Origin of the sequence: Clostridium sp. AM27-28 (genome assembly GCF_003480955.1) — a bacterium.
GTDB classification, from domain to species: Bacteria; Bacillota; Clostridia; order Lachnospirales; family Lachnospiraceae; genus Otoolea; species Otoolea fessa.
Window position 1 is genome coordinate 18,390 of the sequence record NZ_QUJT01000014.1, and the last position, 23,490, is coordinate 41,879.

The following is a 23,490-nucleotide window of genomic DNA, read 5'->3' on the forward strand; positions in this document are numbered from 1 at the left end:
AGAAACCTGCCCGTATAAAAAGTGACAGCTTTAAAAATTAACAGAAACAAATGCAAAAACAGAAGGAAAGGGCAGAAAACAAGCTGGGTATTGTGTCAACTCTGTGAATACTTGTTTTACAGAGACAAATGCCCGGTGTTAGAATGGGGATAAAGAAAGAAAACCGCGGAATACTTTCAAAGAGTCTATCAAACGGAAAGGGTGTAGACAGAAGAATTATGACTGAACTTGACGCAAATAAAAAAGCGGAAGAGCTTCTGAAAGGTGCGTACGATTTACATGTACATTCATCGCCCTCTGTTTTTCCGAGAGAATTGGATGGATTCCAGTTGATCCGGGAGGCAGACGCGGCAGGAATGGCGGGAGTGATGCTGAAAAGTCATTATGAATCAACGGCTTTACGGGCAGAACTGATCAACCGCTACAGCGGCTGTAAGGCGAAAGCGTATGGCGGGCTCTGCCTCAACTGCCCGGCGGGCGGCTTGAATGTATACGCGGTGAAAAATGCATTGCGGGCGGGGGCAAAAATTGTATGGATGCCGACCCGGGATGCGAAAAACAGCCTAGTATTCGGAAACATGGAGGGAGATTTCTTCGACCGCAGGGGTATTACCATTCTGGAACAGGATGGAACATTAAAAGAATGCGTCTACGACATCATGGATGCTATCAAGGAAAAAGACGCATTTCTGGCAACAGGACATATCAGCCCGGAGGAATCCCTGATTTTATGCAGGGAAGGACGGAAACGGGGGGTCAATATGATTTTGACACATCCAGAGTTTCCAAGGACGAGGATAGGAAGAGACGATCAGGCGGAACTGGCGAAGCTGGGGGTTGTGATTGAGAAGAACTGGTTTAATCTGGCACAGAAAAGTGTGATGCCGGAAGAGATGGCAGAGACGATTCGGACCGTTGGAAGTGGACACGTATATCTGGCAACGGACCGAGGGCAGAAAGGGGCGCCGACACCCGTTTCGGAATTGAAACGGTTTATCGCCGTGATGCTGACCTGTGGGATTGCGGAAGCACAGATACGGGACATGGTCCAGAAGGTACCGGAAGAAGTGGTATGCAGATAAATTTATATAAATGCACATTTTTTAGAAGGAGGATTTTACATTATGAGGAAAGACAGAGTATTGGCAGGGGCATTAGCAGCAGTGACAGCGCTCAGCATGACAGCGTGCGGCGGCGGACAGGCAGGTGGTACCACACAGGCAGCGGCGGCAGGAACACAGGCGGCAGCCGAGAACACCGCTAACCCGAATGCCGAGACAACACTCAGCATCGGTTATACGACCGCAGCAAACGCGGATGATCCGTATCACTTTACTGCAACCAAGTTCAAAGAGATCGTGGAAGAGAAATCCGAGGGTAGAATTGCAGTCAACCTGTATGCGAGCAGTCAGCTTGGTTCCGAGCCGGAGATGTGGGAAGGCATGCAGACCGGAACATGCGACATGGCAGTCATGACGAATGCATATGTTTCTTCTTATGTACCGGCAAACGGCGCACTGGATCTTCCGTTCATTTTTAGCGATCTGGCACAGGCACGTGAGATCGTAGACGGCGATTTCGGTCAGTCCCTGATCGACAATATGGACGGAACAGGCGTTACATGTCTTGCATTTTCTGAGGGCGGATTCCGTCAGTTGTGTACAAAGGACAAAGAAATCAAAGCACCGTCCGATTTGAATGGACTGAAGATCCGCTGCATGGAGACAAAGATTTATCTGTCTGCTTACAAGGCGCTGGGTGTAAATGCAACCCCGATGGCATGGGGCGAGCTTTTAACCGCTCTGCAGCAGGGTACCGTAGATGGCTGTGACGCACCGTTAAGTGTATTATATACCAACGGTTTCCCGGATATCTGCAAATACATTGATAATGTAAACCTGTTCTATTCTCCACTTCCGGTATGTATTTCTACCAGCGTATATGAGTCCTTATCTGAGGAAGATCAGGCGATTTTAAAAGAAGCAGCACAGGAAGCAGCCAAAGAAACACGTGAAAATAACGATGCAACCGCTGAAAAGATGGAGTCGGATCTGACGTCTCAGGGCATGACGATTGTATCCTCTGAGGATGTAGATACAGAGGCATTCCAGAGTGCCGTACAGCCGTGCTATGACGAGATGGAATCCTACATCGGTTCTGAGTGGGTGGATCAGATTAAATCCCTGACCGGCACGGAGAGGTGATTGCAGAAAGAGGGTTTGACAGCATGAAAAAATTACAGCAGGTTTCAGACATAATTAATAAGTGCGTCAGTTACATAGGAATGGTGATTTTTATTATCCTGATTGTTGCCTGTGTGGCACAGGTGTTTTTCCGCTTCATTCTGAATAATTCATTGTCCTGGAGCGAAGAACTTGCCCGGTACTGCTTTATCTGGATGCATATGCTGGGGGCTTCCTTGTTGATTGAGGGAAGCGGACATGCTACAGTAACAGCAATCCTGGATCTGATGCATGGAACACTTCGAAAAATTGTCGATATTATCATTGAATTAGTTATCTTTTTTGATGGAACCGTAATGCTGTACGCAGGCTTAAAGCTTGCGTACAGCTCCAGAACCAACTTGAGCACCGCGCTTTCTGTCCCGATGTGGTGTATCAATTCCTCCGTGGCAGTCGGCGGAATCCTTTTGATGTTCCAGGCATTTGTAGCGATTGCGATGATCGTATCAGCGACAGAGAGAAAGGAGGATAAACCGGTATTATGACACTTGTATTAGTAGTATTATTCGGTCTGATGCTTTTGGGTATTCCGGTTGCATTTGCAATCCTTTCTGCCGGAATGGCATATCTGGCGACAACGGGAGGGAGCATGCTGGTAGTCGCACAGCGGCTGATTTACGGTCTTAACTCCTTCACACTGCTTGCAGTCCCACTGTTTATCTTGGTAGGAAACCTGATGGATTTCGGTGGTATTTCCAAACGTCTGACCGATTGGGCGAAGAGTATTTTAGGCTGGCTTCCGGGCGGACTTGGAATTGTAACCGTATTCAGTTGTGCGATCTTTGCAGCGCTGACGGGCTCTGGTCCGGCGACGGTAGCAGCGATTGGTTCAATTATGCTTCCTTCCATGCTGAAGGCAGGTTATTCCAGAGAAACGAGCGCGGGGTTAGTTGCATCGGCAGGTGCATTGGGACCAATCATTCCTCCGAGTATTCCCATGATTATTTATGGAGTTACAATGAATCTTTCAATTCCGGCAATGTTTATGGCAGGGGTTGTCCCGGGACTTGTTATCGCACTGGCGTTATCGTTAGTCAATGTCGTATTCGCATACAGGAATCCGGAGGTTCTGAAACATGCGAAGACGATGAAGTTTGATTTTAAAGAATCCATGAAATTGTTCTGGAAAGCGCTGGGCGCTCTGGGACTTCCGGTTCTGATTCTAGGCGGTATTTATGGCGGTATCTTTACACCAACCGAATCCGCAGCGGTCGGCATTGTTTATGCGCTGATTCTGGGTTTTGCATTGAAAGAACTGAAAGTAAAAGATTTACCGAAGATCCTGATCAATTCCCTGAAAACATCGACAATGGTCAATTTCATCATCGCGGCGGCGTCCCTGTTCTCCTGGGTTGTATCGAAATCCCAGATCGGAATCGTGATTTCCAATGCATTTATCAGCTTCGTAGGTGGCAGCCAGGCACTTTATCTCTTCGTACTAGTTGTAGTGCTCTTAATTGTAGGCTGTCTGATGGATAACGTAGCGGCAACTCTGATTCTGGCACCAATTTTAATTCCGGTTGGAATTGCACTCGGATGTAATGAACTCCACATCGGTATGCTGTTCTGTATTTGCCTGGTAGTTGGATTCGTAACACCTCCGTTTGGATATAATCTGTTTACGGCGGTTTCGATTTCAGGCTTGAATTTCAAACAGATTGTAAAGGGAGCGCTTCCGTTCCTTTTGACGGAAATATTGCTTCTGTTTGTATTTGCATATGTACCGGGAATCATCACATGGCTTCCGAGACTAATGGGGTACGGATACTAAGTATTAGAAAAATACGTAAGAAAAAGGGGCTATGAAAAGACAGCAGAAGAGACTTGAAAGGTCAATGCGCTGTTTTTTTACGGCTCCTTTTGGTTAGAATAAGAAAATAGATAGAACTGAGAACTGGCGGAGGAAACAATGAAAATAGGATTCGAAGTTTTTTTGGTGGTAGCCAGAGAAATGAGTATTACAAAAGCTGCAAATGAGCTTCATATTACACAGCAGTGCGCCAGCGATCATATAAAGAGGCTGGAAAAAGAGTATAATGTCGTGTTGTTTGAGCGGCGTCCCAAATTCCGTCTGACGCAGGCTGGCGAGATCATGCTTCATAACCTGTTAAATATCCAGATTATGGAGACGAGTATGAGCCGGAGTCTGGCGGGGATAGCGGAGGGGACGGTGGGCGGTTTTACCTTGGGAATCAGTACATCCCGCGCGCCGATCATACTGCCCCGTGTGCTGCCGCGATATTACCAGTGTTACCCGAAGGTAAATATATCCTTTACGGAGGAGGACACACAGATCCTGGAGGAACGCCTGTTGAACGGACAGGTAGATTTATTTATCGGGGTCAATACGTCACCGCATCCGGATTATAAAATCCAGACCCTGACGACGGATGAGATCATCCTGGTTATCTCCGCCAAGCTTTTGAGGCGGGAATTTAGCAAGCAGGAGATCCGGCAGATGGAGGATGGGATTGATCTGAAACGGTTTTCCAACATTCCGTTTACGCAGAGTTTCAAGACCGGAAAAGTCAACCATGCGATTCAGGAATATCTGGACAGTTATAATGTAAAGCTTAATGTCATCTATAACATCAGTGATAGTGAGACGCAGATTCTGCTCTGCGCGTCCGGCATCTGTGCGGCGCTGTGCCCGAAAATGCTGCTGGCAGCTGCTTACCGTCACAATCAGACCTGTAAGCCAGAGGATGAACTCTATATGTTCCCGATCCGGAACCTGGGACGGGAGTTAAAGATTGAGCTGGTCAGCCACCGGAATGCGATGCATCCGATGTATATACAGGACTTTGTCCATATCTTACAGGAGGAGTTGCCGCGGATTGCAGATTCGATGAGTCTGGAAGAATTGAGAAAGAGTATACAGTAAAAAAGCCTTGAATCGGAAATGCTTTTGAGTCAAAAGTGTCTCAGATTCAGGGCTTTTTTTCAGTTCACGGGAGGTTCGCTCTTAGATTCCACATCCCGGAATTACGAAAATATTATGTAAAAGGAACGAAAAATGTCGGAAAATGTACAAAATTGGGACAAATTCTATTAAAAATTTGTTCACTATTTTCGTGAAGTATGTTATAATAAAAACAGGTTTAAAATACACATTATATGTGAGCATCGAGGGGTGATATCGTGATTAAAAAGGAAATGATAGCTATGCTGTTGGCAGGCGGACAGGGCAGTCGTCTGGGTGTCTTAACTCAAAAAGTAGCAAAACCTGCGGTTTCTTTCGGAGGAAAGTATCGAATCATCGATTTTCCGTTAAGTAACTGTATCAATTCGGGAGTGGACACGGTAGGCGTTCTGACCCAGTATCAGCCGCTGCGGCTGAATGCACATATTGGAATCGGTATTCCGTGGGATCTGGACCGCAACGTAGGTGGTGTGACGGTACTTCCGCCGTATGAGCGGAGCAAAGGAAGCGATTGGTACACCGGTACGGCGAACGCGATTTACCAGAACCTGGAATACATGGAAACGTACAATCCAGAGTATGTGCTGATTTTGTCCGGCGACCACATCTACAAGATGGACTACGAGGTAATGCTGGAATACCACAAAGCAAACAATGCGGATGTGACGATCGCGGCGATGCAGGTTCCGATGGAGGAGGCAAGCCGTTTCGGTATCGTTATAACCGATGACAACAACCGCATTACGGAGTTTGAGGAGAAACCGGCGAATCCGCGCAGCAATTTAGCTTCCATGGGTATTTACATATTCAGCTGGAAGGTGCTCAAAGAAGCGCTCATCAAGCTCTCGGACGAGCCTGGATGTGATTTTGGAAAGCACATTATCCCGTATTGCCATGCAGCTGGAAAACGTATCTTCGCATACGAGTACAACGGCTACTGGAAAGATGTCGGAACCCTTGGCTCCTACTGGGAGGCAAACATGGAACTGATCGACATCATTCCGGAGTTCAACCTGTATGAAGAATACTGGAAGATTTACACGAAGAGCGATATTATTCCCCCACAATTTATATCGGAGCAGTCCAAGATAGAGCGCAGTATCATCGGCGAGGGCACCGAGGTATACGGCGAAGTCATTAACTCGGTCATCGGAGCAGGCGTTACGATCGGAGAAGGTGCGGTGATCCGTGATTCGATCATCATGAAGGGCACGACGATCGGCGCTGGCACGGTTGTGGATAAGGCGATCGTGGCGGAGGACGTTACCATCGGTGAGAATGCCGAGGTCGGCGTCGGAGAATATGCCGAGAGCAAGTACGACAAGAAGGTATATCAGTTCGATCTGGTAACGATCGGAGAGCGCTCCGTGATACCGGATGGAGTGAAGATAGGACGGAACACAGCGATTTCCGGTGTGACGACGGCAGACGATTATCACGGCGGCGAGCTGGAGAGCGGCGATTATATCATAAAGGCAGGTGGAATACAATGAGAGCGATCGGGATTGTTTTAGCTGGCGGCAACAGCAAGAGAATGAGAGAATTATCCAATAAGAGAGCCATCGCAGCGATGCCTATCGCAGGCAGCTACCGCAGTGTCGATTTTGCTCTGAGCAATATGAGCAATTCCCACATCCAGAGTGTGGCGGTACTGACGCAGTACAACTCCCGTTCCCTGAATGAGCACTTGAGTTCTTCCAAGTGGTGGGATTTCGGACGTAAGCAGGGCGGCATGTATGTATTCACACCGACGATCACGGCAGAGAGCAGCGACTGGTACCGCGGTACCGCAGATGCTCTGTATCAGAACCTCGATTTCTTAAAGAAAAGTCATGAGCCGTATGTGGTCATTGCAGGCGGCGACTGTGTCTATAAATTGGATTACGGCAAGGTACTGGAGTATCATATTGAAAAGAAAGCGGATATTACCGTAGTATGCAAGGAGATGCCTCCGGAGGAGGACGTTACCCGCTTCGGTCTGGTGAAGTTAAATGATGACGGACGTATCACAGATTTTGAGGAAAAACCGATGCTGGCGACCTCCAGCATGATCTCCTGCGGTATCTATGTAATCCGCCGCCGTCAGCTCATCGAACTTCTGGAGCGCTGTGCAGCAGAGGATCGGTATGATTTTGTTACTGATATTTTAGTCAGATATAAGAACCTCAAACGCATTTACGCGTATAAGTTAGGAACTTACTGGAGCAACATCGCTTCGGTTGATTCGTACTACAAGACGAACATGGATTTCCTAAAACCGGATGTACGCCACTATTTCTTCAAGGAATACCCGGAGATCTACTCCAAGGTAGATGATCTTCCGCCGGCAAAATACAATCCGGGTGCAAATGTCAAGAACAGCCTGGTATCCAGCGGCTGTATCTTAAATGGTACGGTGGAGAACTCGGTTCTGTTTAAGAAGGTATATGTAGGCAATAACTGTATCATCCGGAATTCTGTTATTTTAAATGATGTTTACATCGGGGACAATACAGTGATTGAGAATTGTATTGTAGAGAGCCGTGATACGATCCGCGCCAACACGACGCACATCGGTACGCCGGAAGATGTAAAGATTGTCATTGAGAAGAACGAGCGGTTTACATTATAGGGTACATCAAAGAACAGACGGAAGGGGTAAATGGGTATGCAGATTACAGACGTAAGAGTGCGGCGGATAGAGAAGGAAGGTAAGATGAAAGCCATCGTATCCATCACACTTGACAATGAATTTGTGGTTCATGATATCAAGGTTATTGAGGGAGAGAAAGGACTTTTTATTGCTATGCCGAGCCGTAAGGCTGCGGATGGAGAATACCGGGATATTGCCCACCCGATTAATTCGGAAACCAGAGACATGATTCAAAATGTCATTCTTGCCAAATATGAGGCGACAGCTCTGGAACTGGCAGAGCTGGAGAAAGCAGAGTAAAAAGCAGGAAAAGAAAGTAAAAAGAGAGAAAATATGAAAAAATGTCCCCGGACGCTGGACAAAGTGCCCGGGGACATTTATTATGTAGATATAGTGTGCTCAAAAACGGGCAGAATTTGCCCGAATGTGTACAGATAATCCATAAGGGGGTAATTATGAGCGGTACGATTTTTTCTTTAATACCGCCTATCGTAGCCATTGCGCTTGCATTGATTACGAAAGAGGTGTACCTGTCTCTGCTGATAGGTATTATGTCGGGCGCGTTTTTATTTACGGGTCCAAATCCGCTTCATGCGGTGGAAACAATGATCGCGATCATGGGCGAGAAGATCGGGGGCAATGTCAACATTCTGCTTTTCCTGGCATTTCTCGGCATCGTGGTAGCACTGATCACAAAGTCTGGTGCGTCGAAGGCTTATGGTGAGTGGGCGTCCCACGCGATCCGCACGAAGAAGGGCGCGCTGTTTGCAACCATGTTCCTCGGTATGCTGATTTTCGTGGATGACTATTTTAACTGCCTGACTGTCGGCACGGTTATGCGTCCGGTGACGGACAAGCACAAGATCACACGTGCGAAGTTAGCCTACATCATCGATGCGACGGCGGCGCCGATCTGTATCATCGCGCCGATCTCAAGCTGGGCGGCAGCGGTCGGTTCTTCGCTTCCGGAGGACAGCGGGGTGGACGGCTTCAGTCTGTTCCTTCACACGATTCCGTTTAATCTGTATGCGCTTCTCACGATCTGCTTCATGCTCTTTTTGGTAGCAGGCGATTTTGATTTCGCGGCGATGAAACGCTATGAAGAACAGGTGAAAAAGACCGGAAAAGAGACGACGGTCGAGGCGGAGGCGATGGAGATCTCCGGCAACGGAAAGGTTATCGATCTGATTCTTCCGATCCTGGTTCTGATCGCGTTCTGCGTCAGCGGTATGCTGTATACAGGCGGCATCCTGGACGGCGTTGGTCTGGTCGAGGCGTTCGCTAACTGTGATTCGGCACTGAGCCTGGTGCTTGGCTCCTTCTTCACACTGGTGTTTATCTTTGTATTCTACATGATCCGCCGTGTCATCCGGTTCAATGAGTTCTGTGAATCCTTCACGATCGGCGTCAAGGCGATGATCCCGGCGATCATGATTCTGTGCCTTGCCTGGACTCTGTCTGGTATCTGCAGTGCGGATTACTTAAACATCGGCGGCTATGTCAAAGAGGTAGTGGGCGGCAATGCGCTGGTCGGCTCCCTGATGCCGGCCCTGATGTTCGTCATCGCGGCGGGGCTGGCGTTCTCGACCGGTACGTCCTGGGGTACCTTCGGTATTCTGCTTCCGATTGCATTTGCGGTGGTTGGCGCTGAAAATATGAACAGCCTTACGATCGTGACGGCTTCGATTCTGGCAGGTGCGGTCTGCGGCGACCATGTTTCCCCGATCTCGGATACGACCATCCTTGCGTCGGCTGGCGCCCAGTGCCACCACATCAACCACGTATCGACCCAGATCCCGTATGTGCTGTGCGTAGCAGCGTGCTGTTTCCTCGGTTATCTGGCAGCCGGAATTACCGCCAATGGCTGGGTGGGAACCGGCGTGGGATTCGCAGCGCTGATTGTGGTTCTGGTTATTCTGGATCGAAAGAATAAAGGGACGAAAGAGGCGTAAAAGCATCGGCAGTAAACGAAAATTGGTTCGTTTACTGCCGATTTCTTTCGTTTCATCGGAGGAAGCGGTCGTATCTTCCGCTGGGGCATCGGTAGCAGCTGCGGTTGTTTCTGCCGGAGCAGAAGGTTGTCCGCACCCTCTTTATGAAATAGCGGTGGCATGGAAACTTTGGAAAAACGCATTCCCCACCAGCGATAAACTTCGTTCCTTCCGTTTGACCAGACAGATACTTGAGTGGATCTGCGGCTGGGTGATGATCCGGCGGATCAGGGCGGGATCGGAATTTAAACAGAGGGCAGATTCAGGCGCGAGCGCGATGCCCAGCCCTTCGGACGCCCATAAAAGGGCGGTTCTGGCATCGTCGGCAATGCAGACGATGTTCGGTTCCAGTGCCTGTTCCTCAAAATATCCCAGAATCAGCGGCTGCCAGCGGCGGTAAAGAATGAGCGGCGCGCGGGTGAGGGCGGAGAGGGGAAGAGATGTGGGCGTATGGCTTTTTTGTGGTTCGGAAGCGTCGGATGCAGGCATAGGGTGGGAACTTTGAATCACAGAACCAGTGTCGGATGGAGGAATATCGGTCAGAAGGGCATTCGGGCATTCCTGGTAATGGCTCCAGATCATTTCGCGCCCGATCGCCAGAAATGCCTCCGGCGGTAGTGTCTGCATCTCCAGCCCGGCTTTGGCAAATGGCGTCCGGATCACGGCGAGGTCGATCTGGTTGGAGTGAAGCAGATCGAGCAGGTGGTAGGAATTGGACTCATGGAGTTCAAACAGGGCTTTGGGATAGGATCGCCGGAATGGGGCAAGATAATGCCGGGTCACAAATTCGACGGCGGAGGAGATGATGCCAAGGCGCACAACGCCCTGAATCTCCTGTTTCTGTGCAGTCAGCTCCGTGCGGGCAGCCTGGCTCAGATCGAGGATCGCAAGCGCCCGGTCGTAGAACGTCTTTCCAGCAGGTGTCAGTCGGATGCGGCGGGAACCGCGCTCAAACAGCGTCACACCCAGTTCTGCCTCCAGAAGCTTCATCTGGTGGCTGAGCGGTGGTTGTGAGATATTCAGTTTTTTGGCTGCCTGGGAAATATTTCCCTCGTTGACGATGGTGGTGAAGTAGGATAACTGGCGAAGTTCCATAAATGCTCCTTCCTGTTCGGATTCGTTGTAAAACTGTGTATACGGCAGATATATTATATAACAAAATCCGATAGAATAACAGGCTAACTATATTTTTTTGATATATATTCTATATCCGAATGGTATTTTTCAGGCTCCTTGAATTCTGGTATGATACATAAGCAGATATATACTGGAAATTCCAGAGAAATAAAAGTGTAGGGATAATACGGAAGGGAGTGGGCAGAAATGAAAGAACTGCTGGATATGTTTCTGACGTTTGCCAGAATCGGAGGATTTACCTTCGGCGGCGGATATGCGATGCTGCCGATGCTGCAGAAAGAGGTAGTCAATGGACGCCATTGGGCGACGGATGAAGAATTGATGGATTACTACGCGATTGGTCAGTGTACACCGGGTATCATCGCGGTCAACACGGCGACGTTTGTCGGTTATAAAAATCGGGGGATTCCGGGGGCAATTGCGGCGACGCTGGGAGTCATTGCGCCGTCGCTTATCATCATTATGATTATCGCGGCATTTATCTCGAACTTTATTGAACTTAGCTTTGTGAGCAGTGCCTTTGCAGGCATCCGCGCCTGCGTCTGTGTGCTGATCGGCAGTGCGGTTGTCAAGCTGGCGAAGAAATCGCTGGTTGATAAAGGTGCGATCGCGATTGCGGCGGTTGTGTTTGTACTGTCACTGTTTACATCGGTTTCTCCGGCGCTTCTTGTTGTCGTGGCGGGTGTGATCGGGATTGTACTGAAGGGCGGAAAGGGGGAGAAGAAATGATGCTGATACTTGAATTATGCTTCCGTTTCTTCTGCTGCGGACTGTTTGCGATTGGCGGTGGACTGGCGACTCTGCCATTCCTTTACAATATTTCCAAGGAGACAGGATGGTATACCTTTAGTGATATTTCCAACATGATTGCTGTCTCCGAGTCCACGCCGGGACCAATGGGCGTCAACATGGCGACCTACGTCGGCTTCCATATCAAGGGGATTCTCGGCGGCCTGGCGGCACCGCTTTCGCTGGTGCTTCCGTCCGTGATTATCATCATAATCATCTCGAAGATTCTCGATAGGTTTAAAACATCCGCGATCGTACAGAATGCCCTCTATGGACTTCGCGCGGCATCCACCGCCCTGATTGCGGCAGCCGGTATCGGCGTGGCAAAGATAGCGTTCCTCCATGTCGGCGAGGATGGCAGCCTGGTGCTTTCCAAGCTGTTTTCCATCATCAACTGGAAGGCGATCGTACTGGCACTTGCGATCTGGTACGGCTTAGTCAAATGGAAAAAGCACCCGATCCTCTACATCGTGGTAGCGGCTGTGACTGGAATCGTGTTCCAGTTCCACTAGGGAAGATAGAAGAAAATAGAACCATTTCCAGAAGAGGTAGTTCGGTATCGGCATATTCTTTTGGGGTGGTTCTTTTTTGTCATAGGAAGCTTCGTCCTATGACAAAACGCTTTGCGGGATGCGTACTCATGCGAAGAAGAAACATGCCGCAAGCGGCCGCGCGAGAAGCCCGGATGTGTCAAGACACATGATTTGTTCATGGGACTTTCTTCATTTTACAGGAAATTGCGTCCTATAAAACAAAAAATACAAGAAAACGCGATCGTAAAGCGCAATAATAGTTAGAAACAGAACAAATAAAACAGAAATACACAACAATTACAAAAATATAATCAGATAAATAAAGAAAAATATGGAAAATAATTAGAAATAATGCTTGACAAAATGAAAATTATCTAGTAGAATAAAACCATCAAAAGAAACAGAGATAACCCCAACAAACGGTTACCATAGTTTCTAGGACGAAATAAGGAACAAGGAGGACGGTCCAATGGGATAGTTAGTTACTAAAAAACATGATCATGGTTTTAAAAACCGAATTTATCCAATTAAATAAAAAGATAAAAATCGGTATCGATGGAATCCATCATCATACAATCTCTAAAAGAGTTTACATAGATACATGTAATCAAAGGAGGAGATTCATATGAAAGGAAGAGGTCCATAGCACATTTAAAACAAAATATAAAAGAAAGAGAGGTTATATAGTGAAACTTCGGGATATTTCATAAAAGAGCTGTCTGATGACGAGAAAGTCGGACAGCTCTTTTTTTGTGCAATAGGAAATTCCTTGGAATTCCCCATTACACAAAAAGGCACATTCTTTGTTTTGTTTACAGAAAATCGAAGCAAGCGCGGCAGAAAGGTTGACGAATGAAGTCAAAAAGGATATTCTGGAAAATGAAAATGATGTACATTATAAAATGAAGGGAATTGTTGGAGGTATCTATCTAAAATGAATGAAAACGACATGGTCATTAAAGACGCCAGAACACTGGGTCTGCCGAAGATGCTGCTTTTAGGTTTGCAGCATATGTTTGCGATGTTCGGCGCGACGATCCTGGTGCCGATTCTGGTCAATACCTATTTTGAGGGAGAGGGACTTTCGATTCAGGTAACGCTGATGTGTGCGGGTCTGGGAACACTGTTTTTCCATGCCTGCTCTAAGTTAAAAGTCCCGGCGTTCCTCGGTTCCTCGTTCGCATTCCTCGGTGGATTTGCGACGGTGGCAAACTTGGACAGCGGTATTTTTGCAGATATGACGATGGGCGAGAAATTGCCATATGCCTGCGGCGGTATCGTGGTAGCGGGTGCGCTGTACCTGATTCTGGCGCTGATCATCAAGCTGGCAGGCGTGGAGCGCGTCATGCACTATCTGCCGCCGGTTGTGACAGGTCCGATCATTATCTGTATCGGACTTTCACTGGCGCCGTCCGCGATCGCCAACGCATCGACAAACTGGCTGATTGCGTTGATCGCGCTGGGAACCATCATAGTTTTTAATATCTGGGGCAAGGGAATGTTCAAGATCATTCCGATTCTGATGGGCGTTGTGATCTCCTATGCAGCGGCAGCAGTCTTCCAGATGATGGGAATGACAAACCCGGACGGAATGCTCATGTGCGGTAAAGTAATAAAAAGATTTAGGTAGCCGCCTTAACTATTCCTAAATAAGATAATATGCACAGTATTTTCTCGTAAATAGAAAATAAATTATTGCATTTTACCAATTATTATGTTAAAATGACAATGTAACAAAGAGCTATGTATTTTTAAGGAAAGGGAGGAACTTATGAATTTAAGAAAATCTATTTTAGCACTTTCAGTAGTAGCTGGAATTGTAGCTGCTCCAATGACTGTATTTGCCGCTCATACTCATAGTTGGGGTTCTCCCCAGTACTATGGATATGAAGATGAAATGCCTGGTATATATGATGACTGGGATAAATGTGCGACACGTCATGTATATAATTACAAACAATGTTTAATTTGTGGAGAAGTAAGCATTTATGAAGTTGAGACGATTGAAATGTCTCACAAATGGGTGAATGGTGCATGTGTATATTGCAACAAAGGTTACGCGAAAGAGATAAATTAACATAGTATCATTACCGGCAAGTTTATGATCAAAAAATAGAAAGCATTGAGAATATTTCAAAATTTCTTGAAAGTACTCTCAGTGCTTTCTTTGATAATATGAAAGGAGAAATAAATGCAAAAAAAACAACTTTCTGTATTAGTACTAATTATTTTATGCTTTTTATTAGGATGTAACAGAGAAACACCAAAAGATGAATCTCAACAAAATTATGAAGATGAATCTAATATTTCTAAAACAAATGGAGAAGAACTTGTAAATATAAACAGTGAATTGTTAGGTTCGACTCCTTTTGATATCCAAATCGATAAAACAGCATTGCAGACTAGAAAAGAAACAGAAACAGAAGTTACAATAAAGACAAATTTAACAGACTGGGGTTATACTGTTTCTTCTGAAAAAGGGAAAATATCTGATATAAATAAAAATTCATTCATATATATAGCACCTAAAGATGAGAGGGATGATACTATAAAAATACAATTATCGGACTATGAAAATGGCATATCATATGAATATACAATTCCACTTATTTTTGCGGGAAACAATGAACATTCTTTAGATAAATTCAAGGAAAATCTTTCAAGATTACCTAATAGTTAGTAAAGAGTCGATAGACTAAAGTACCACCATCCTCTTTTATTTCAACTGAATATCCATCCCGCCGCACCGCAGCGGCACATGAAGCAGTAAATCCGAAAAAGATTTGCTGCTTTTTTTGCGTCCATTTTTGGCAAATTTCCAAAAGTTCCGTATTAGACAGTGAAACCAAAAAAGGCTGCCATTTTTTTCAGACAGCGGGCAAAACGCAGCTTCCGAAACGCCTTATTGTCGGGAAAGACCGAGCCGCCGGAAAAGTTCTTGCCGGAAAGTCCGTCCATTCTGCTCTTTTGTGGTTTGTAGGGAGTAAGGGAAAAACGCCAGCCCGCAGCCTTTTATAAAAAAAGCTGGTTATAGATTTTCTGAAAAAGTGGCAGTAGCAAGTGAACGGCAGGCCGGCAGTTTCTTAGAGCAAGATTCTACCGAGGTGCCAAAATTCGCTTATCGCTCATTTTGCCCCTGCGGGAATCTTGTTGGGGAGTGCCTTCCCCAAACCCTGCTTATGCGGCTTGCGCCGCTGAAAAACCCCTCAAAATATTTTTCGGATTTTTCAAAAACAGTTCCGCTTCACACCCTGTTTTTCTCCTATTAGTGAGAGGACACCACGCACAGAAAGGAGGTCAACCACCTATGAAACGATACAACACGCCGCACCGCAGCCGGGTAGTCAAAACACGCATGACCGAGGAAGAATACGCCGAGTTTGCCCAGCGGCTTTCTGCTTACCACATGAGCCAAGCCGAGTTTATCCGGCAAGCCATAACCGGGGCAGCCATACGCCCCATCATAACCGTTTCCCCCATCAATGACGAGCTGCTTGCCGCTGTCGGGAAGCTGACCGCCGAATACGGGAGGATCGGCGGCAACTTAAACCAGATAGCCCGGACGCTGAACGAGTGGCACAGTCCCTATCCGCAGCTTGCCGGGGAGGTACGGGCGGCGGTTTCCGACCTTGCTGCCCTAAAGTTTGAAGTCTTGCAGAAAGTGGGTGACGCTGTTGGCAACATTCAAACATATCAGCTCTAAAAACGCCGACTATGGCGCAGCGGAAGCCTATCTCACATTTGAGCATGACGAGTTTACCATGAAAGCCACCCTTGATGAAAACGGGCGGCTGATACCGAGGGAGGATTACCGCATTTCTTCCCTCAACTGCGGGGGCGAGGATTTCGCTGTTGCCTGTATGCGAGCCAATCTCCGCTATGAGAAAAACCAAAAACGGGAAGATGTGAAAAGCCACCACTATATCATCAGCTTTGACCCACGGGACGGGACAGACAACGGCTTGACCGTAGACCGGGCGCAGGAGCTGGGCGAGCAGTTCTGCAAGGAGCATTTCCCCGGACACCAAGCCCTAATCTGCACCCACCCGGACGGGCATAACCACAGCGGGAATATCCATGTGCATATCGTCATCAACTCCCTGCGGATTTACGAAGTCCCGCTTCTGCCCTACATGGACAGACCAGCCGACACGCTGGAGGGCTGCAAGCACCGCTGCACCAACGCCGCTATGGAATATTTCAAGAGCGAAGTCATGGAAATGTGCCACCGGGAGGGGCTTTACCAAATCGACCTCTTGAACGGCAGCAAGGAACGGATAACCGAACGGGAATACTGGGCGGCAAAGAAAGGGCAGCTTGCCCTTGACAAAGAGAACGCCGCCAGAGAAGCCGCCGGACAGCCGACCAAGCCCACCAAGTTTGAAACGGACAAGGCGAAGCTGCGCCGGACGATACGGCAGGCACTTTCCCAAGCTGGCAGCTTTGACGAGTTTTCTTCCCTTTTGCTGCGGGAGGGTGTGACCGTCAAGGAGAGCCGGGGGCGGCTTTCCTACCTCACGCCGGACAGGACAAAGCCTATCACAGCCCGAAAGCTGGGGGACGATTTTGACAAGGCTGCTGTCCTTGCCCTGCTCACGCAGAACGCCCACAGAGCTGCCGAACAGACCAAAGCCATACCCGAATACCCTGCCGCAGTTAAAAAGCCGTTACAAGGGGAAAAAGCTGCAAAAACCACCCCGGCAGACAACACCTTGCAGCGCATGGTTGACCGGGAAGCCAAGCGAGCCGAGGGCAAGGGCGTGGGCTATGACCGCTGGGCGGCGAAGCACAACCTAAAGCAAATGGCAGCTACCGTTACCGCCTATCAGCAGTACGGCTTTTCCTCCCCGGAGGAACTGGACGAAGCCTGTTCTGCCGCCTATGCCGCCATGCAGGAAAGCCTTGCGTGGTTGAAGCAGGTGGAAAAGACGCTGAACGGGAAAAAGGAGCTGCAACGGCAGGTGCTTGCCTATTCCAAGACCCGCCCTGTCCGGGACGGGCTGAAACAGCAGAAAAACGCCAAAGCAAAAGCAGCCTACCGTCAGAAGCATGAAAGTGACTTTATCATAGCAGACGCAGCCGCCCGCTATTTCAGGGAGAACGGCATTTCCAAGCTGCCGAGCTATAAATCCCTGCAAGCAGAGATTGAAAGCCTTATCAAAGAGAAAAACAGCGGCTACAACGATTACCGGGCAAAACGGGAGGAGTACCGCCGCTTGCAGACTGTCAAGGGCAATATCGACCAGATTTTACGCCGGAGCGAGCCGCAGCGCAGAAAGGAGCAGAGCCATGAACGGTAATATCCCCCGCATGGACTACCGCCAGTACCGGGCAGCCCGCCGCCTTGTGCATGAGTGCTGCAACTATGACAGCGGGAACTGCCTGCTGTTGGAGGACGGCGAGCCTTGCGTGTGTGTACAGAGTATCAGCTATTCGCTGCTCTGCCGCTGGTTTACCGCCGCTGTCCTGCCCCTTGATGAAGCACTGGAAGCCGCCCTCTTGCGCCGGGGAAGCCGGAAACGCTGCGCTGTCTGCGGGGCGTTCTTCTTCCCAAAATCCAACCGGGGGAAATACTGCCCGGACTGCGCCGGACGCATGAAGCGGATAAACGCCGCCAAACGGAAGCGGAAACAAAGGGAGAAATGTCACGCTTTAGGGCATTTCAAACCCGCATAAATCAAGGCTTTTTTGGAGGGTGTCAAAGGGTGCGTGATACATTTATCCTTTTCCCTTAAAAACGCCCCCTAAAAGCGTAACAGAACCCACAGACAGACACCACAAGGAGGTGAACCCTATCGCTGATTATATGACCGCAGGAACGGAGCTGCCCGCTTACCTGCCTTACCCCCGTTTCCTGCTGGAAACAGACCTATCCCACACCGCAAGAGAGTTATATGCGCTGCTGTTAGACCGTTCCACCCTTTCGCAGAAGAACGGCTGGCAGGACAGCGAGGGACGGACATACATTGTCTACCCCATAGCAGAGATAGCGGAAATGCTGGATAAAGGCTGCACCACCATAAAGGGCGCACTGAACGAACTGGACGCTGCCGGGCTGCTGGAACGCAGACGGACGGGCTTTTCTGCCGCCAACCGTCTGTATGTGAAAGTGCCGCCTATCCCAGTGGTACAGTTTTCCGACCAACTGACGGACGGAAAACCGCCCCTCATAAGGGCGGGAAACCGACCAACTGACAGCCGGAAAACTGACCTTATGACGGTCGGAAAACCGTCCCCTAACCAAACTAATATAAACAACCTAATAGAGAGCCAAACAAAAGGAGCGAGTGAGGGGCAGCCCCCCGCCGCTTATGGCAGATATAAAAATGTATTTCTTTCTGACACAGAACTTTTGGAGCTGGAACAGGACTTCCCCGGCAAGTGGGAGTATTACCTTGACCGCCTTTCCTGCCACATCGCTTCCACCGGGAAGCAGTACCAGAGCCATGCAGCCACCATTTACAAGTGGGCGCAGGAGGACGCTGCCAAAGAGAAGCCAAAGAAAGGCATACCGGACTATTCATTCAAGGAGGGAGAAAGCCTATGACCGATACAATCCACAACACCATACTGCCTATGACCGACACCACAGCCGAGCCGGAGGATTACACCGGGGAGGACGGGCTTTTATACTGCGGCAAATGCCGGAAACCCAAAGAAGCCTATTTCCCGGAGGGCAAGACCTTTTTCGGGCGTGACCGCCACCCGTCAGAGTGCGACTGCCAGCGGGCAGCCCGTAAGGAACGGGAAGCCGCCGAGAAGCGGCGCAGCCACCTTGAAACGGTGGAACGGCTGAAACGGCAGGGCTTTACAGACAAGACCATGCAGGACTGGACATTTGCCAACGATAACGGCAGCTGCCCGCAGATGAAGAACGCCGCCGGATATGTGGCACGCTGGGAACAGATAAAGGACGGGAACTACGGGCTGCTCTTGTGGGGCAGGGTAGGCACTGGGAAAAGCTATTTTGCCGGGTGTATTGCAAACGCCCTCATGGAGCAGGAAGTCCCGGTGTGCATGACAAACTTTGCAGCAATATTAAACGACCTTGCCGCCAGCTTTGCGGGCAGGAACGAATATATTTCCCGCCTTTGCAGCTTCCCCCTGCTCATCATTGACGATTTTGGAATGGAGCGTGGCACAGAATACGGTCTGGAACAGGTCTACAATGTGATTGACAGCCGCTACCGGAGCAGGAAGCCGCTGATTGTGACGACCAACCTCACGCTGGAGGAATTGCAGCACCCGGAGGACACCGCCCACGCCCGGATTTATGACCGCCTGCTTGAAATGTGTTCCCCTCTCTGCTTTACCGGGGAGAATTTGAGGAAAGCCGCCGCACAGGGAAAAATGGAACAGCTGAAACGGCTGCTTGCCGGAAAGGAGATTTGCCTATGACCGACACCCAGAGAAACAAACGCCCTGCCCGCCGCCCGGACTGCGTGACCGAAACGAGGATAGGCAACACAATCCTTGTGGTGTCTGGCTTTTTCAAGGAGGGGGCGACCGACACCGCCGCTGACAAGATGATGAAAGTGCTGGAAGCAGAAGCCGCCGCCGGATATTTGACCTGTGATAAGCCTGATTGAAAAACCGTCATTTTTACCGACCGTAAAGAAGCAGATTTGACGCTTTTGCCGCTATACAGACAGCCGCCCCATGTGGTACAATCAAGGTACGGAATAGTGGGGCTGGCTGTCGGAAACGGAGGAATTTATGTTAAGACAGACCACCCAGCAACTCATTACCGCCCTTTACCCAAGACTGTCCCATGAGGACGAGCTGCAAGGCGAGAGCAATTCCATTTCCAACCAAAAGAGGATTTTGGAAACCTATGCCAAACAGAATGGATTTTCTAATCTGCGCTGGTACACCGACGACGGTTATTCCGGTGCGAACTTTCAAAGACCCGGATTTCAAGCCATGCTTGCAGACATTGAAGCAGGGAAAGTCGGGACAGTTATCGTCAAGGATATGTCGAGGTTAGGGCGAAACTACTTACAGGTGGGAATGTACACAGAAATGATTTTCCCACAGAAAGGTGTCCGCTTCATCGCTATCAATGACGGAGTGGACAGCGCACAGGGGGAAAATGATTTTGCCCCGCTGCGGAACATTTTTAACGAATGGCTGGTGAGAGATACGAGCAAGAAAATCAAGGCAGTAAAACGCTCTAAGGGCATGAGCGGAAAGCCCATCACAAGCAAGCCCGTCTATGGCTACCTCATGGACGAGGACGAAAACTTTATCATTGACGAGGAAGCCGCCCCGGTGGTACGGCAGATTTACAGCCTTTGCCTTGCCGGGAACGGTCCGACCAAGATAGCCCGTATGCTGACCGAGCAGCAAATCCCCACGCCGGGGACGCTGGAATACCGCAGGACGGGCAGCACCCGCCGCTACCACCCCGGCTATGAGTGCAAGTGGGCGACCAATACCGTGGTTCATCTGCTGGAAAACCGGGAATATACGGGCTGTCTGGTAAACTTTAAGACCGAGAAGCCGTCCTACAAGCTGAAACACAGCATAGAAAATCCCCCGGAAAAGCAGGCGGTTTTTGAGAACCACCATGAGCCTATCATTGACCGGGAAACGTGGGAACGGGTGCAGGAGTTACGCAAGCAGCGCAAACGCCCCAACCGTTATGACGAAGTGGGCTTGTTCTCCGGCATACTCTTTTGTGCCGACTGCGGCAGCGTCATGTACCAGCAGCGATACCAGACGGACAAGCGCAAGCAGGACTGTTATATCTGCGGAAGCTACAAGAAACGCACCGCCGACTGCACAGCGCACTTTATCCGCACTGACCTCTTGACCGCTGGCGTACTCTCCAATCTGCGGAAAGTTACCAGCTATGCGGCAAAGCATGAAGCCCGGTTTATGAAGCTTTTAATCGAGCAGAATGAGGACGGGGACAGACGCAGGAACGCCGCCAAGAAAAAGGAGCTGGAAGCCGCCGAGAAACGCATAGCCGAGTTATCTGCTATCTTCAAGCGGCTGTATGAGGACAGCGTAACCGGGCGCATATCGGACGAGCGTTTCACAGAGCTGTCGGCAGACTATGAAGCCGAGCAGAAAGAACTGAAAGAACGTGCCGCCAGACTGCGGGAAGAACTTTCCAAAGCGCAGGAAGCCACCGCAAACGCTGAAAAGTTTATGAATGTGGTACGCAGGCACACTACCATTGAAGAACTTACCCCTACTCTGCTGCGGGAGTTTGTGGAGAAAATCGTTGTCCATGAAAGCGTTGCCCTTGACGGGAAACGCCGGGGCAAGTTACGCAGACAGGAAATCGAAATCTATTATTCTTTTGTCGGCAAGGTAGAACTGCCCGACACCTAACCGCCCGACCTATCCGACATACCTCATGTGCCGGATAGGAACGGCAAAATTTTTTACACTTCTATTACTTCTTTATCACACATAAGCAAAGTGCGATCCTGAATTTCTCAGAGGTAGCGACGGCTTCCTGGGTCGGACTTCCTCCGTTCCAGCTGTGCAAATTTGACCCGACGGCGGTCATGGTAATGGCGCCGATCGCGCTTGCGACGATGATGGAACATATCGGCGATATGTCGGCGATCTCCGCGACGGTCGGAGAAAATTTCCTTGCGGATCCGGGACTGCACCGGACGCTGGTCGGCGATGGTATCGCAACATCTCTGTCGGCACTCGTTGGCGGTCCTGCCAATACGACTTACGGTGAAAATACGGGCGTTCTGGAATTAAGTCGTGTTCATGACCCGCGTGTCATCCGGATTGCAGCTGTCTTTGCTGTGATTCTGAGCTTTATTCCGAAGATGGCAGAGGTCATCGGTTCGATGCCGTCTGCAATCATCGGCGGCGTTAGTTTCATGCTATACGGTATGATCTCCGCGATCGGTGTCCGCAACGTGGTCGAAAACCAGGTGGATTTAACCAAATCCCGGAACCTGGTAATCGCTGCGGTAATTCTGGTCTGCGGGCTGGGATTCTCCGACGGTCTGACCTTTGAGGCGGCAGGAACCTCGGTTACCCTGACAGGTCTTGCGATCGCAGCGATTGCGGGCGTTCTGCTCAATGTGATTCTTCCGGGTAATGATTACCAGTTCGGCAAGAATTTACAGGGCGACATCAACCGCGGTGTGGCGATCAATCCGAATCCGAAGAAACGGCAGGAATAAAAAACGCAAAAATTTTCAGTTCTAAAATTGGGACGAACCATTTCAGATGTATAATCCGCCTGCATTTCCACATACTACCCATAAGACACACGATATGGCAAACGTGGTATGCAGGAGGAAGAATCATGAAAGCTACAGGAATTGTGAGAAGAATCGATGATCTGGGTCGCGTTGTCATCCCGAAAGAGATACGCCGGACGCTGCGCCTTCGGGAAGGGACGCCGCTTGAGATATTCACGGACCGCGAGGGCGAGATTATATTGAAAAAATATTCACCGATGGTAGAGCTGGCGGCATTTGCCGTGCAGTACGCGGAGGCGATGGCGCAGTCCACGGGGCTGATGGTCTGCATCGCGGACCGGGATCAGATCATCGCGGTATCCGGGGGACCAAAGAAGGAATATTACCAGAAGACGATCAGCCGGGCGCTGGAGCTGGCAGTTTCCGAACGTCAGAATATCTGTGCGGCGCGGGGAGAAAAAGCATTTATCCCGATTACCTCGGATGAGGTGGAGGAGAGCAGCGCCGAGGTGATTGTGCCGATTTTGAGCGAGGGCGATGCGATCGGGGCGGTGATTCTCCTCAGCCGGGAGGCAAAGCAGGCGCTTGGAGGGGCGGAGATGAAGCTGGCAGCGACGGCAGCCGGATTTCTGGGACGTCAGATGGAAGGATAAAAAAAGATAAATGAGATAAATCTGCCTGGAAACAGGCGGTGAGAGAAAAAAGAAGACGGGATCGATGGAAAACGTAAAGAGAGATAAAACTCCTGGGCGGTTGTCCATCGATCTTGTTTTTGATAGTCCTGTATTTGATAAAAACTGGTATTTGATATAACAGATATATCGAAAAACAGACGAAAGCGCAGGAGAGTTCACAGATACTCAATGATTTTTCACAGAAAAAGCACAGCAAGGCGCATGACAAACGCATGAGTAAATAAATTGTGAACACGCCCCTTTTTTGTTAAAATTAAGAAAGAGAGGTTATATAGTGAAACTTCGAGAGATTTCATAAAAGAGCTGTCTGATGACGAGAAAGTCGGACAGCTCTTCTTATGTTTAGCTTTTTATATGTACAGT

At 49.2% G+C, this 23,490-nt stretch carries 22 protein-coding genes and 2 pseudogenes; 23 read left to right on the forward strand and 1 reads right to left on the reverse strand.

Annotated features, from left to right (window positions below):
* The first annotated feature begins 218 nt into the window (after positions 1 to 218).
* From DW720_RS13700 to DW720_RS13740, 9 genes are all read left to right on the forward strand, one after another.
* The gene (locus DW720_RS13700) at positions 219 to 1,082 is read left to right on the forward strand and encodes a DUF6282 family protein (protein WP_107001705.1); all 864 of its coding nucleotides are present in this window, start codon (positions 219 to 221) and stop codon (positions 1,080 to 1,082) included.
* A 42-nt stretch (positions 1,083 to 1,124) separates the two neighbouring features.
* The gene (locus DW720_RS13705) at positions 1,125 to 2,204 is read left to right on the forward strand and encodes a TRAP transporter substrate-binding protein (protein ID WP_118482237.1); all 1,080 of its coding nucleotides are present in this window, start codon (positions 1,125 to 1,127) and stop codon (positions 2,202 to 2,204) included.
* A 23-nt stretch (positions 2,205 to 2,227) separates the two neighbouring features.
* Positions 2,228 to 2,728, forward strand: coding sequence for a TRAP transporter small permease (locus tag DW720_RS13710; protein ID WP_118482238.1), 501 nt, complete (start codon positions 2,228 to 2,230; stop codon positions 2,726 to 2,728).
* Positions 2,725 to 4,014 (forward strand): TRAP transporter large permease, encoded by a 1,290-nt coding sequence (locus DW720_RS13715; RefSeq protein WP_207722853.1) that lies wholly within the window; start codon positions 2,725 to 2,727, stop codon positions 4,012 to 4,014. Before DW720_RS13710 ends, DW720_RS13715 begins: the two co-directional genes overlap by 4 nt.
* A 138-nt stretch (positions 4,015 to 4,152) precedes the next feature.
* Positions 4,153 to 5,127: a LysR family transcriptional regulator gene (locus tag DW720_RS13720; RefSeq protein WP_118524749.1), complete on the forward strand. Its 975-nt coding sequence runs from the start codon at positions 4,153 to 4,155 to the stop codon at positions 5,125 to 5,127.
* 257 nt (positions 5,128 to 5,384) lie between these two features.
* On the forward strand, positions 5,385 to 6,659 hold the full coding sequence (locus DW720_RS13725) for a glucose-1-phosphate adenylyltransferase (protein WP_118473001.1): 1,275 nt from the start codon (positions 5,385 to 5,387) through the stop codon (positions 6,657 to 6,659).
* Positions 6,656 to 7,777, forward strand: a complete 1,122-nt coding sequence (gene glgD / locus DW720_RS13730) for a glucose-1-phosphate adenylyltransferase subunit GlgD (RefSeq protein WP_022359575.1) — start codon at positions 6,656 to 6,658, stop codon at positions 7,775 to 7,777. Before DW720_RS13725 ends, glgD begins: the two co-directional genes overlap by 4 nt.
* Before the next feature lie 36 nt (positions 7,778 to 7,813).
* A complete protein-coding gene (gene spoVG / locus DW720_RS13735) occupies positions 7,814 to 8,098 on the forward strand; it encodes a septation regulator SpoVG (RefSeq protein WP_107001781.1) in 285 nt (94 codons plus the stop codon).
* Positions 8,099 to 8,253: 155 nt separating this feature from the next.
* Positions 8,254 to 9,750 carry a Na+/H+ antiporter NhaC family protein gene (locus DW720_RS13740; protein WP_118466986.1) on the forward strand — a complete coding sequence of 499 codons (1,497 nt, stop codon included), beginning with the start codon at positions 8,254 to 8,256 and terminating at the stop codon, positions 9,748 to 9,750.
* Positions 9,751 to 9,891: 141 nt separating this feature from the next.
* Here DW720_RS13740 and DW720_RS13745 read toward each other — a convergent pair whose 3' ends face one another.
* Positions 9,892 to 10,884, reverse strand: a complete 993-nt coding sequence (locus DW720_RS13745; RefSeq protein ID WP_107001698.1) for a LysR family transcriptional regulator — start codon at positions 10,882 to 10,884, stop codon at positions 9,892 to 9,894.
* 228 nt (positions 10,885 to 11,112) lie between these two features.
* On the opposite strand from DW720_RS13745, the gene DW720_RS13750 reads away from it, so the two are divergent.
* From DW720_RS13750 to spoVT, 14 genes and pseudogenes are all read left to right on the forward strand, one after another.
* Complete coding sequence (locus tag DW720_RS13750) at positions 11,113 to 11,655, forward strand: chromate transporter (protein ID WP_118673249.1); 543 nt, start codon at positions 11,113 to 11,115, stop codon at positions 11,653 to 11,655.
* Positions 11,652 to 12,227, forward strand: a complete 576-nt coding sequence (locus DW720_RS13755) for a chromate transporter (RefSeq protein WP_347559615.1) — start codon at positions 11,652 to 11,654, stop codon at positions 12,225 to 12,227. The genes DW720_RS13750 and DW720_RS13755 overlap by 4 nt, the downstream gene beginning before the upstream one ends.
* A 955-nt stretch (positions 12,228 to 13,182) precedes the next feature.
* Positions 13,183 to 13,839, forward strand: a pseudogene (locus DW720_RS13760) (solute carrier family 23 protein); the annotation flags it as partial.
* Between the two features lie 180 nt (positions 13,840 to 14,019).
* Entirely contained in the window at positions 14,020 to 14,325 is a 306-nt protein-coding gene (locus DW720_RS13765) for a hypothetical protein (protein WP_002569240.1), read from the forward strand.
* Positions 14,326 to 14,439: 114 nt separating this feature from the next.
* Complete coding sequence (locus tag DW720_RS13770; protein ID WP_002569239.1) at positions 14,440 to 14,928, forward strand: hypothetical protein; 489 nt, start codon at positions 14,440 to 14,442, stop codon at positions 14,926 to 14,928.
* 627 nt (positions 14,929 to 15,555) lie between these two features.
* Positions 15,556 to 15,951, forward strand: a complete 396-nt coding sequence (locus tag DW720_RS13780) for a plasmid mobilization relaxosome protein MobC (protein ID WP_002594236.1) — start codon at positions 15,556 to 15,558, stop codon at positions 15,949 to 15,951.
* Positions 15,923 to 17,548, forward strand: a complete 1,626-nt coding sequence (locus DW720_RS13785; protein ID WP_002594235.1) for a relaxase/mobilization nuclease domain-containing protein — start codon at positions 15,923 to 15,925, stop codon at positions 17,546 to 17,548. Before DW720_RS13780 ends, DW720_RS13785 begins: the two co-directional genes overlap by 29 nt.
* A complete protein-coding gene (locus tag DW720_RS13790) occupies positions 17,538 to 17,924 on the forward strand; it encodes a cysteine-rich VLP domain-containing protein (RefSeq protein WP_002594234.1) in 387 nt (128 codons plus the stop codon). The genes DW720_RS13785 and DW720_RS13790 overlap by 11 nt, the downstream gene beginning before the upstream one ends.
* Before the next feature lie 130 nt (positions 17,925 to 18,054).
* The gene (locus DW720_RS13795; protein WP_002594233.1) at positions 18,055 to 18,795 is read left to right on the forward strand and encodes a replication initiator protein A; all 741 of its coding nucleotides are present in this window, start codon (positions 18,055 to 18,057) and stop codon (positions 18,793 to 18,795) included.
* Positions 18,792 to 19,646, forward strand: coding sequence for an ATP-binding protein (locus DW720_RS13800; protein WP_002594232.1), 855 nt, complete (start codon positions 18,792 to 18,794; stop codon positions 19,644 to 19,646). Before DW720_RS13795 ends, DW720_RS13800 begins: the two co-directional genes overlap by 4 nt.
* A complete protein-coding gene (locus DW720_RS13805) occupies positions 19,643 to 19,837 on the forward strand; it encodes a transposon-encoded TnpW family protein (protein WP_002594231.1) in 195 nt (64 codons plus the stop codon). The genes DW720_RS13800 and DW720_RS13805 overlap by 4 nt, the downstream gene beginning before the upstream one ends.
* A gap of 127 nt (positions 19,838 to 19,964) precedes the next feature.
* Positions 19,965 to 21,590, forward strand: a complete 1,626-nt coding sequence (locus tag DW720_RS13810; RefSeq protein ID WP_002594230.1) for a recombinase family protein — start codon at positions 19,965 to 19,967, stop codon at positions 21,588 to 21,590.
* Between the two features lie 95 nt (positions 21,591 to 21,685).
* Positions 21,686 to 22,411: pseudogene (locus DW720_RS13815) on the forward strand (solute carrier family 23 protein); the annotation flags it as partial.
* Positions 22,412 to 22,536: 125 nt separating this feature from the next.
* Positions 22,537 to 23,085, forward strand: a complete 549-nt coding sequence (gene spoVT / locus DW720_RS13820) for a stage V sporulation protein T (RefSeq protein WP_107001695.1) — start codon at positions 22,537 to 22,539, stop codon at positions 23,083 to 23,085.
* The last annotated feature ends 405 nt before the right edge of the window (positions 23,086 to 23,490 follow it).

Excerpts from the sequence above, each read along its gene's own strand:
- DW720_RS13700 (WP_107001705.1), top strand. The coding sequence starts at position 219 with ATGACTGAACTTGACGCAAATAAAAAAGCGGAAGAGCTTCTGAAAGGT.
- DW720_RS13705 (WP_118482237.1), top strand. The coding sequence starts at position 1,125 with ATGAGGAAAGACAGAGTATTGGCAGGGGCATTAGCAGCAGTGACAGCG.
- DW720_RS13710 (WP_118482238.1), top strand. The coding sequence starts at position 2,228 with ATGAAAAAATTACAGCAGGTTTCAGACATAATTAATAAGTGCGTCAGT.
- DW720_RS13715 (WP_207722853.1), top strand. The coding sequence starts at position 2,725 with ATGACACTTGTATTAGTAGTATTATTCGGTCTGATGCTTTTGGGTATT.
- DW720_RS13720 (WP_118524749.1), top strand. The coding sequence starts at position 4,153 with ATGAAAATAGGATTCGAAGTTTTTTTGGTGGTAGCCAGAGAAATGAGT.
- glgD (WP_022359575.1), top strand. The coding sequence starts at position 6,656 with ATGAGAGCGATCGGGATTGTTTTAGCTGGCGGCAACAGCAAGAGAATG.
- spoVG (WP_107001781.1), top strand. The coding sequence starts at position 7,814 with ATGCAGATTACAGACGTAAGAGTGCGGCGGATAGAGAAGGAAGGTAAG.
- DW720_RS13740 (WP_118466986.1), top strand. The coding sequence starts at position 8,254 with ATGAGCGGTACGATTTTTTCTTTAATACCGCCTATCGTAGCCATTGCG.
- DW720_RS13745 (WP_107001698.1), bottom strand. The coding sequence starts at position 10,884 with ATGGAACTTCGCCAGTTATCCTACTTCACCACCATCGTCAACGAGGGA.
- DW720_RS13750 (WP_118673249.1), top strand. The coding sequence starts at position 11,113 with ATGAAAGAACTGCTGGATATGTTTCTGACGTTTGCCAGAATCGGAGGA.
- DW720_RS13755 (WP_347559615.1), top strand. The coding sequence starts at position 11,652 with ATGATGCTGATACTTGAATTATGCTTCCGTTTCTTCTGCTGCGGACTG.
- DW720_RS13765 (WP_002569240.1), top strand. The coding sequence starts at position 14,020 with ATGAATTTAAGAAAATCTATTTTAGCACTTTCAGTAGTAGCTGGAATT.
- DW720_RS13770 (WP_002569239.1), top strand. The coding sequence starts at position 14,440 with ATGCAAAAAAAACAACTTTCTGTATTAGTACTAATTATTTTATGCTTT.
- DW720_RS13780 (WP_002594236.1), top strand. The coding sequence starts at position 15,556 with ATGAAACGATACAACACGCCGCACCGCAGCCGGGTAGTCAAAACACGC.
- DW720_RS13790 (WP_002594234.1), top strand. The coding sequence starts at position 17,538 with ATGAACGGTAATATCCCCCGCATGGACTACCGCCAGTACCGGGCAGCC.
- DW720_RS13795 (WP_002594233.1), top strand. The coding sequence starts at position 18,055 with ATGACCGCAGGAACGGAGCTGCCCGCTTACCTGCCTTACCCCCGTTTC.
- DW720_RS13800 (WP_002594232.1), top strand. The coding sequence starts at position 18,792 with ATGACCGATACAATCCACAACACCATACTGCCTATGACCGACACCACA.
- DW720_RS13805 (WP_002594231.1), top strand. The coding sequence starts at position 19,643 with ATGACCGACACCCAGAGAAACAAACGCCCTGCCCGCCGCCCGGACTGC.
- DW720_RS13810 (WP_002594230.1), top strand. The coding sequence starts at position 19,965 with ATGTTAAGACAGACCACCCAGCAACTCATTACCGCCCTTTACCCAAGA.
- spoVT (WP_107001695.1), top strand. The coding sequence starts at position 22,537 with ATGAAAGCTACAGGAATTGTGAGAAGAATCGATGATCTGGGTCGCGTT.